Here is an 8,648-nt window from a genome sequence, read left to right as displayed (position 1 = left end):
CCCTACCCCCTGCCCCCTGCCCTGCTCTGGGGTATCGGTTATCACGGAGTTGCTCTGTCGTGGATTACAGGGATTCATCCTATGGATTGGTTAGGTGTTCCTTGGTTGCCTAGTTTAACTATTACCCTCCTTTGTTGGGCATTTATTAGCCTTTGGGGGGGAATTTTAGTTACTGTTTGGGCGGCTTTAATGGTGCGTTTAGATAGGGGAAATCCTTGGTGGCGTGTTCTATTTGGTACAGCTATTTGGTGTGGCTTAGAAAGCCTCTGGAGTGCCGGTCCTCTGTGGTGGAGTTCTTTGGCTTATACTCAATCACCGCAAAATCTGGTAATTCTCCATTTAGGACAACTTTCTGGACCAAATACTGTAACAGCGGTAGTTGTGGCGTTTAATGGGTTAATTGCGGAATATCTCACGCAAAGGCGCAAAGGCGCAAAGGAAGAAAGAATTACTATTTATTCGGCTTTTTCTCTGTTTATTTTGGCTCATTTAATTGGCTTTTTTCTTTACAGTCAACCGTTGACGGAAGATGCGAATACGGCTATAAAAATTGGTGTAATTCAAGGTAATATTCCTAATAAAATTAAGGTTCTTCCTCAAGGTTTACGTCGGGCGATTACTGGTTATACTGAAGGATATTTAAATTTAACTAATCAAGGTGTGCAAGCTGTTCTTACCCCGGAGGCTTCTATACCTATTTTTTCTCGTGATTTACTTCAAACCCCTTTGTTAGCTGCTATTCGAGAAAAGGGTGTAATAGCTTGGATAGGTGCATTTGGTGAAAGGGGAAATAGTTATACAAATAGTTTATTTACGGTTATTGGTAATGGGGAAGTTACCAGCCGTTATGATAAATCTAAACTTGTACCTTTAGGAGAATATATTCCTTTTGAAAATATTTTAGGTGGACTGATTCAACGGTTATCACCCCTAGAAGCACATCAAGTTGCAGGTAAAGCCCAGCAAATTTTTGATACTCCTTTTGGTAGGGTAATTATTGGTATTTGTTACGAATCTGCTTTTGCGGAAAATTTTCGTTATCAAGCTTCTATGGGTGGGAAATTTATCCTCAGTTCTTCTAATGATGCCCATTATACGCCAGCAATGGCAGATCAACATCATGCCCAGGATATCATGCGGGCAATTGAAACTGATAGATGGGCGGTGAGGGCAACAAATACAGGCTATTCGGCATTTATTAATCCCCATGGGCAAACTCTCTGGAAATCGGCTTATAATACCTATCAAACCCATTCAGAAACTATTTATCCCCGTCAAACTCGGACTTTATATGTGCGTTGGGGTGATTGGTTAACTCCTTTATTGTTGGTTCTGAGTGCTTTGAGTCGGATATTCCGATCAAGTGTTGTTTAGGGTTTGCTGAATAAGTTGTATATGAGGGGAGGTTACAGGTGACAGGTTACAGGGAAGGAATTTTCTTCTTTCTTTCTCCTGACTCCTGACTCGGTGACTCCTGAATCCTAGCCCTTAGGAAAAGACTTTTTCAGTAACCCCTAAATAGGGTTTGCTGAATAAACCTAAAGTTCCTTCCGCAATGCTAATTTTTAGATATGAAAGCTTCCAGATCATATATCTTGACAATAGCATAAAATTTCCAGATGTCAATACCCTAGTAAAATCGTTAGCTTATTGATTACATTCTCAATAATCTTGAGAATCAACCGAGTATATTCTCAACAAACATAGAAATGTGATTTTTTTGAAAAAGAGAGATTGAAAAAACTTATCTGTCTGACTGCATTGCTAGAAAATTAGCAGCTATGGTTTAAATCTTCCTAGATTATCAGAAGATTTGAGACTCTCAGGACTGAAGCTGCTGAGATTCTTCAAAGATATGACTTCTTCATGGAAGAGTCCCCAAGAAGCCCACACTCACCTGTTCGCGCAAGCGTGCCCCAAGGCATAAGGGAGTGTGTGGAGTATGTCCCAGGGTATCATGGTGGAACCTGTAGTCCCGTAAGGGATACCTGGACTAATGAGAAATCAAGGCTTCTTAACCCACGAAAGTGGGTTTTGTCTGTGTAGCCGCAATTTATAGCCGCTTTTTTGATGGCGGTATCAACCGCTTAGTAATGCTTCTACAAATTCGTAACTAGAAAATGGACGCAGATCTTCAATTCCTTCACCAGCACCAATAAATCGGATAGGTAAGCCTAGTTGCTGAACGACAGCGATCGCTACACCTCCTTTACCTGTTCCGTCTAATTTGGTTAAAACAACGCCACTGAGTTGGGCTGCTTGGGAAAATACTTCAGCTTGTCGCAGTCCATTTTGTCCCAAGGTGGAATCGAGAACTAACAGGGATTCTACGCGGGCATTAGGGGCTTTTTTACCGATGATTTTGCGAATTTTGCCCAGTTCGTCCATGAGGTTTTTCTTATTTTGCAGTCTCCCAGCGGTATCTATTAATAATAGTTCAGTTTCTCTTGATTGGGCAGCGGCGATCGCATCAAATACCACTGCTGCTGGATCTGTGTTTTTACCAGGATTGGCGATAACTTCGACACCGCTTCTATTTCCCCAAACTTTGACTTGTTCCACTGCTGCCGCCCGGAAGGTATCTGCTGCCCCAATTAGGCATTTATAACCGGATTTTTGGGCTAGGTGAGAAATCTTACCGATGGTTGTGGTTTTTCCCGCGCCATTGACTCCGGTAATTAACCAAATGGTGAGTTGATCTTTTTCCGGTGCAAAGCTGGGTTTGTCTGGGTTTTGCAAGGGTGCATCTAGCATACCTCTGAGAATTTCTTTCAGATAAGCGATCGCTTGTTCCGGTGGAGTAACTTCTGCCAAGATTTTTTTCTGGAGGGCTGCAATAATATAATCTGTTGCCTCTACACCCACATCTGCCTGGAGAAGTAATGATTCAATTTCATTGACAGCGGCTTGATTTAGAGGTCCTTGACCAACAATTGCTTTTAATTGATTTAGAATATTCCGACGGGTTTTATCTAAACCTTGACGGAGTTTTTTCAACCAAGTAATTTCTTCTAGAGAAATATCTTCAGCTTTTCTCCCTTGGGCGGCTAAAACCTTGGCTGACCACTTAAACCCATCATCAAATACCAGTTCTGGAATCTCGACTTCTGTGGCTGTTGGAGTTATCGGTGTTTCTGGAATCTCTGTTTCTATCGCACTAGCAATTAATTTCTCTTGTTTAGCCTCTCTTTCCGCCGCCGCCCGTTCTAAAAAAGATAAATTAGCTGTTTCTAGTTCACTGACAACATCTTCGGTAATTTCTACTATATTTTCATCTACTTCTATCGGTGCAGTTTCTTCTACTGCTTCAGTTTCTCCTATTTCTTCAGTAACAGGATTTTCTTCAACAGCTACAGATGATTCTGTTTCTATTTGTTGTTTTTCTTGAATATTTTTATAAGCAGCTTTAGCAAAAGCCAACAAATCCGCCGTATCTGGTCCGGTTGTTGCTGTTTCAGTTGCTTCTACTGCGGCTGTTTCCTCCTGATTTTGAGTTTCAGGAGTATCAGCAGGTTCATTATTCGGACGACGAAACCAATTGAAAGCCATTGTAGTTTATTAGAAAGGAGTCAGGAGTCAGGAGTCAGGAGTCAGGAGTTAGCAGTCAGGAGTTAGCAGTCAGGAGTCAGGAGTCAGGAGTTAAGAAAGAAGAAGAAGAAAGAATAAGGAATAAAAGTCTTACCAGTGACCAATGACCAATGACCAATGACCAATTTAAACAGGTTGTTTTTGTTCGCTAACTCGGCGGAGAACACCATTAATAAAACGGTGTCCGTCTTCTCCACTGTAGCGTTTAGCTAATTCTACAGCTTCGTTGATGGCAATACTATTGGGAACTTTCATAAACTTTATTTCTGCGGTAGCTATTTGCAAGATATCCCTATCAATTTGGGCGAGACGGGTAACTTGCCAATCTACTAAAGCATGAGAAATAGATTCTTCGATAGCTTGATGATTTTCACTAACAGTAATAATAAGTGCTTTGGCGTAATTACGAACTTCCTTATCTTGATTAGCTAACTGAATTAATTCAGGAAAATCAACGGATGTACCTAATTGATTGATAGCTATTTGGGTATAGGAAATCGCCTCTTTCAACATAGTTCTGGCTGTATTTAAGTCAGCGGCTCTCGTTTCGCTAGTTAATAGACGATCATTACTTCGTTGTAGTTCGCCTGCGGCATTATTCAATGTATCCTGTACCTCTAATGTCAGAGTACGAACTGCCCCTAAAACTAGCTTAGAGACTAATTGCTCGTCTGATAGGGTTTCCAGTTTCTTGGGGTTAATTGGCAATTGGCTAAGGCTTAACAGAGCCAATTCACGGGCTATTTGTTGGGGTTTACGATGCTGCATACAGTTGGGATGATGAAAAATATATGAGTTCTAGCACGGATGAACAATTAGCTTATCTATTTTTTGTTCACTTTGCTAGATTGGTATCGAGTTTAGTTTCTATTTCGGGAATTTCCCGCTGTTGTATTTCTAAAGATGATCCTGCTGACAGTGCAGAAAGTTCGGATGTTTGAATATTAGGGGCGACTATACCACCTGACACAACTATCTTAAAAGCATCCTCAACGGATATAGAGAGATTAAGTACATCCTCTTCTGGTACTACTGCATACCATCCTGTAGTTGGATTGGGGGTAGTGGGAATAAATAGACTGAGGACAGGACGGGATATTTGATTTTGGATTTCATTGCTAATTGGGCCGGTGACAAATGCGATCGCCCAAATGCCCGGACGAGGGTATTCTACTAAAACTACTCGGCGAAATTTACCATTAGAATCCTTTAGGAGAGTTTCTAATAGTTGCTTGAGAGTTTTATATACTTGTCCCGCCAGAGGAATCGCCTGTAATAACCGTTCACCAAAATCCAATAACCACCGACCAGCAATATTCCTAGCCATTAAACCAATAGCCAGAATACTTAATAATGGTACGGCTAATCCTACCAAGAAATTCAGTATATTTACTAGAATTGGATTTAAGCCATCAAAGGGATTCAGTTGTTTAGGAACTTGGGTGAGAAAGTTAATTACCCAGGTAGCTATGGTAATTGTTAACCAGATTGTAGTTGCGAGGGGAATTATCACCAGCAAACCAGCAATCAGGTCATTTTTTAAGTCTTGTTTCCACCGTTCCATTCCCAAACCCCGATTCTCCTTATTTAGCTTCGTCAAACTGTTGTGATTATTTTCCATTTCAGCTTAGTCACATTTGGAAGATCAGCAACTGATGATAACAGGCTTTGATCATGGTGAGAAAATGCCCTTTGTCCTCTTCTCTCATCATAAAAGTCAAACTATCGCTACAAAAGTTCGCAATTTTTCTAGTTCAATGTAAATATAGCCATTAGTCCACCGTAGTGGCGGCTGGTAAATCTTTTAGAGTTGTTACTTACAGATTAATGAGGTACAGAATCTAAATTCAAAGCCAGACAGCAAACCAGTTTTACTCCTGACTCCTGACTCCTGCTGTATCTTTGTAATATAGCAACGGACAAAGCGGTTAGGACATCTACCAATGCTAAAACTTAGACACTAAGGGACTTTTAGCACTGTCACCTGTCACCTGTCACCTGTCACCTGTCACCTGTCACCTGCTATACTTGTAAACGATTGTTGCAAATCTGAGAGATATTATCTATCCTACCGTGCCATATCACCAAATGCTCACAATTTAGGAATGACTGTGTTTGAGTTAATGGGAATTAATTTTCCATCGCCTCTCTCACCAAAGTCGCCAATTTATCTGCACTATCAGGAACAGCGATCGATACAGCCTTCTCTGCCATTTTCCCTAATTCCGTCGGCGACTGCAACAAATTCAACACCTGAGTTGTAAATATTTCTGGAGTTAAATCCGACTGTTTAAAGGATAAAGCCGCACCAGCTTGAGTAAATACTGCCGCATTATAAGATTGATGATCTTCCGCTGCAAAGGGATAGGGAATCAAAATCGCTGGAGTACCACAAACTGCCAATTCTGTCAAGCTACCCGCGCCAGAACGACTAATAGCTAAATTAGCTCTTCGCAACAAAGCCGCCATATGATTATAAAAAGCCAGGGCGATATATTGAGGATGTTGAAGACTATGAATATCAGGGTCATTATCCCCCGTTAAATGGACAATATAAGCACCGGCTTGAAACAAAGCTTCCGCCGACTGTCGGACTAATTGATTTACAGCTACAGCCCCCTGACTACCACCAAATACCACAATCAGAGGTACACCATCAGGAATAGGTAAATCTAAAGTATTATTAACAGGCTCATCTAAAAATTGAGACCGCACGGGAGTACCCACACAAACAGTTTTTGTCCCAGGTAAATATTGAGTAGTTACGTCAAATCCTATTGCCACTGCCTTACACCAAGGACCAAAAAAGCGGGTAACTTTACCAGGTAAAGCATTGGATTCATGAAAAACCACAGGCAAACCCAAAGAACGCGCTGCAATTACCGCAGGTCCGGCAATATAACCCCCTGTGGTGAAAACTCCTTGGAACTTTCCTTGTTGTAAAATCCGTCTAACTTGAAGAATCGAACTGATTAATTTCCACAAAGTGCGGACAGAACCAAGACTCAAACCTTGCTGAAACCCTTCAACAGCAACCGTATTTAAAGGATATATCTTGGGAACTAACTGAGTTTCTAGCCGATTTGGCACACCCAGCCATTCAATATTGTATTCTGGCAGTTTTTCAGCCAATGCGATCGCCGGAAACAAGTGTCCACCTGTCCCACTAGCTGCTATAAGTAATTTAATTGATGGATTTACCATTCCCGACTATACCATTTATCTCCCAGTTTCATTAAGATAAAACAAATTCCTTATCTTGTATCATCAAATCAGTAAAATCTTCCTTATGACTAAAATTATCCCCTTATTAATGAAACGTAACAAAACATTAAGCCTTAGTATTTCTCTAATTTCCAGTGTACTAGCAATTGGTTTATCCAGCACTTGGCAATTGGCGCAAGCCGGTCAACCCGCAAATGCCCCCACTACACTCACTAACCTATTAACACAAATTGATAATGCTGCTAATCAAGGGAATGTGAACGGTGTCATGGAATTTTATAGTCCTACATTTACCCATAGTGACGGCTTAAACCGGAAAGCAATGGAACAAGCCTTAACAGGACTTTGGAAACGATATCCCAAATTACGTTACACAACCAAGCTAGAATCTTGGAAATCGGAAGGCAATACAATTATTGCGAATACTGTCACCACAATTAGCGGTTTACCAGCATCAGGTAATAATAATTTAACTCTGCAATCTACAATTAAATCGCGGCAAAAAGTCACAGGTGCAAAAATCATTCATCAGGATATTCTATCAGAACGGACTCAATTAACCGCTGGTAGTAAACCACCCCAAGTAGAAATTAAATTACCACAACAGGTAAAAGTTGGAGAAAAATATAGTTTTGATGCCATTGTCCAAGAACCATTAGGTGAAGATTTCCTCTTGGGAACAGCCATAGAAGAACCCATTCAGGCAAATAAACTTCTCAACCCGACAATTGCAAATTTAGAATTTCTCAATTCTGGTGGACTCTTCAAAATAGGACGCGCACCTTCTACTCCCGGACCTCAATGGGTTTCCGCTGTAATTCGCCGAGGTGAAGATATGACTATTATTACTCAACGGTTGCAGGTGGTTAAAAAGTAGCTATTGGTCATTGGTCATTGGTCAAGAGTATACTAACAACGAACAACGAACAACGAACAACTGACAACTGACAACTGACAACTGACAACTGACAACTGACAACTCCATGCAAAACCAAATTGTTTTGATTACTGGTGCAAGTAGTGGTATTGGTGCTGCTTGTGCCAAGATTTTTGCTCATGCTGATGCAAAACTAATTTTAGCCGCACGACGGTGGGAACGGTTACAGCAATTAGCTAATTCGTTAGATATTCCATCTGAGAAAATCCATTTATTGCAACTTGATGTGTGCGATCGCTTGGCGGTAGAATCAGCCATTGCTAACTTACCCTCATCTTGGAAAAATATTGATATTCTCATTAACAATGCCGGTTTAAGTCGCGGTTTAAGTAAATTGCAAGAAGGCGACTTTCAAGACTGGGAAGAAATGATAGATACGAATATCAAAGGCTTGCTTTACATCACCCGTTATATTGTCCCCGGAATGGTAGAACGGAATCATGGTCATGTTATCAATATCGGTTCTATTGCCGGACATCAAACCTATCCTGGGGGTAATGTTTATTGTGGGACAAAAGCCGCCGTTAAAGCCATTTCTGAAGGCTTAAAACAAGACCTTTTAGGAACTCCCGTGCGAGTGACATCTGTAGATCCTGGTATGGTAGAAACAGAATTTAGTCAAGTCCGGTTTCATGGTGATACAGAACGGGCGAAAAAGGTGTATGCAGGTGTTAAACCCTTGACTCCCGATGATGTAGCTGATGTGATCTTTTTCTGCGCCACTAGAGCCAGTCACGTTAATATTAACGAAGTCATACTTATGCCAGTTGATCAAGCCAGCGCTACCCTAGTAAATCGGCAGCTTTGAACTCAATCCTCGTTCCCAGTCGGAGTCTAAAACTGTAAAGATCAAAATCCCACAGATTCTTCACTCCTGCCCTTTGCCTCTTGCCATAAC

General features: G+C 41.1%; 7 protein-coding genes. 3 read left to right on the top strand and 4 right to left on the bottom strand.

From position 1 onward, the window contains the following. The coding region (gene lnt, locus IQ226_RS18120; RefSeq protein ID WP_193897614.1) for an apolipoprotein N-acyltransferase at positions 1-1,374 on the top strand (1,374 nt) is incomplete at its 5' end. A gap of 705 nt (positions 1,375-2,079) precedes the next feature. Here the strand turns inward: lnt and ftsY are convergent. The 4 genes from ftsY to murG all read right to left on the bottom strand — a co-directional run bounded on the left by ftsY (position 2,080) and on the right by murG (position 6,792). Continuing rightward, positions 2,080-3,549 (bottom strand): signal recognition particle-docking protein FtsY, encoded by a 1,470-nt coding sequence (gene ftsY, locus IQ226_RS18115; RefSeq protein ID WP_193897612.1) that lies wholly within the window; start codon positions 3,547-3,549, stop codon positions 2,080-2,082. A gap of 165 nt (positions 3,550-3,714) precedes the next feature. Further along, positions 3,715-4,356 carry a transcription antitermination factor NusB gene (gene nusB, locus IQ226_RS18110; protein WP_193897610.1) on the bottom strand — a complete coding sequence of 214 codons (642 nt, stop codon included), beginning with the start codon at positions 4,354-4,356 and terminating at the stop codon, positions 3,715-3,717. Between the two features lie 67 nt (positions 4,357-4,423). Then, positions 4,424-5,209, bottom strand: a complete 786-nt coding sequence (locus IQ226_RS18105; protein WP_193897608.1) for a DUF502 domain-containing protein — start codon at positions 5,207-5,209, stop codon at positions 4,424-4,426. Positions 5,210-5,718: 509 nt separating this feature from the next. After that, positions 5,719-6,792 carry an undecaprenyldiphospho-muramoylpentapeptide beta-N-acetylglucosaminyltransferase gene (gene murG / locus IQ226_RS18100; RefSeq protein ID WP_193897606.1) on the bottom strand — a complete coding sequence of 358 codons (1,074 nt, stop codon included), beginning with the start codon at positions 6,790-6,792 and terminating at the stop codon, positions 5,719-5,721. An 85-nt stretch (positions 6,793-6,877) separates the two neighbouring features. Between murG and IQ226_RS18095 the strand changes: the two genes are divergently transcribed. Beyond that, on the top strand, positions 6,878-7,690 hold the full coding sequence (locus IQ226_RS18095; RefSeq protein WP_193897604.1) for a nuclear transport factor 2 family protein: 813 nt from the start codon (positions 6,878-6,880) through the stop codon (positions 7,688-7,690). Between the two features lie 106 nt (positions 7,691-7,796). Further along, positions 7,797-8,558 (top strand): SDR family oxidoreductase, encoded by a 762-nt coding sequence (locus IQ226_RS18090; protein ID WP_193897602.1) that lies wholly within the window; start codon positions 7,797-7,799, stop codon positions 8,556-8,558. Positions 8,559-8,648 lie beyond the last annotated feature (90 nt).

Source organism: Dolichospermum sp. LEGE 00240, from assembly GCF_015207875.1.
Lineage (GTDB): Bacteria > Cyanobacteriota > Cyanobacteriia > Cyanobacteriales > Nostocaceae > Dolichospermum > Dolichospermum gracile.
This window is presented reverse-complemented; position numbering and strand designations above follow the sequence as displayed.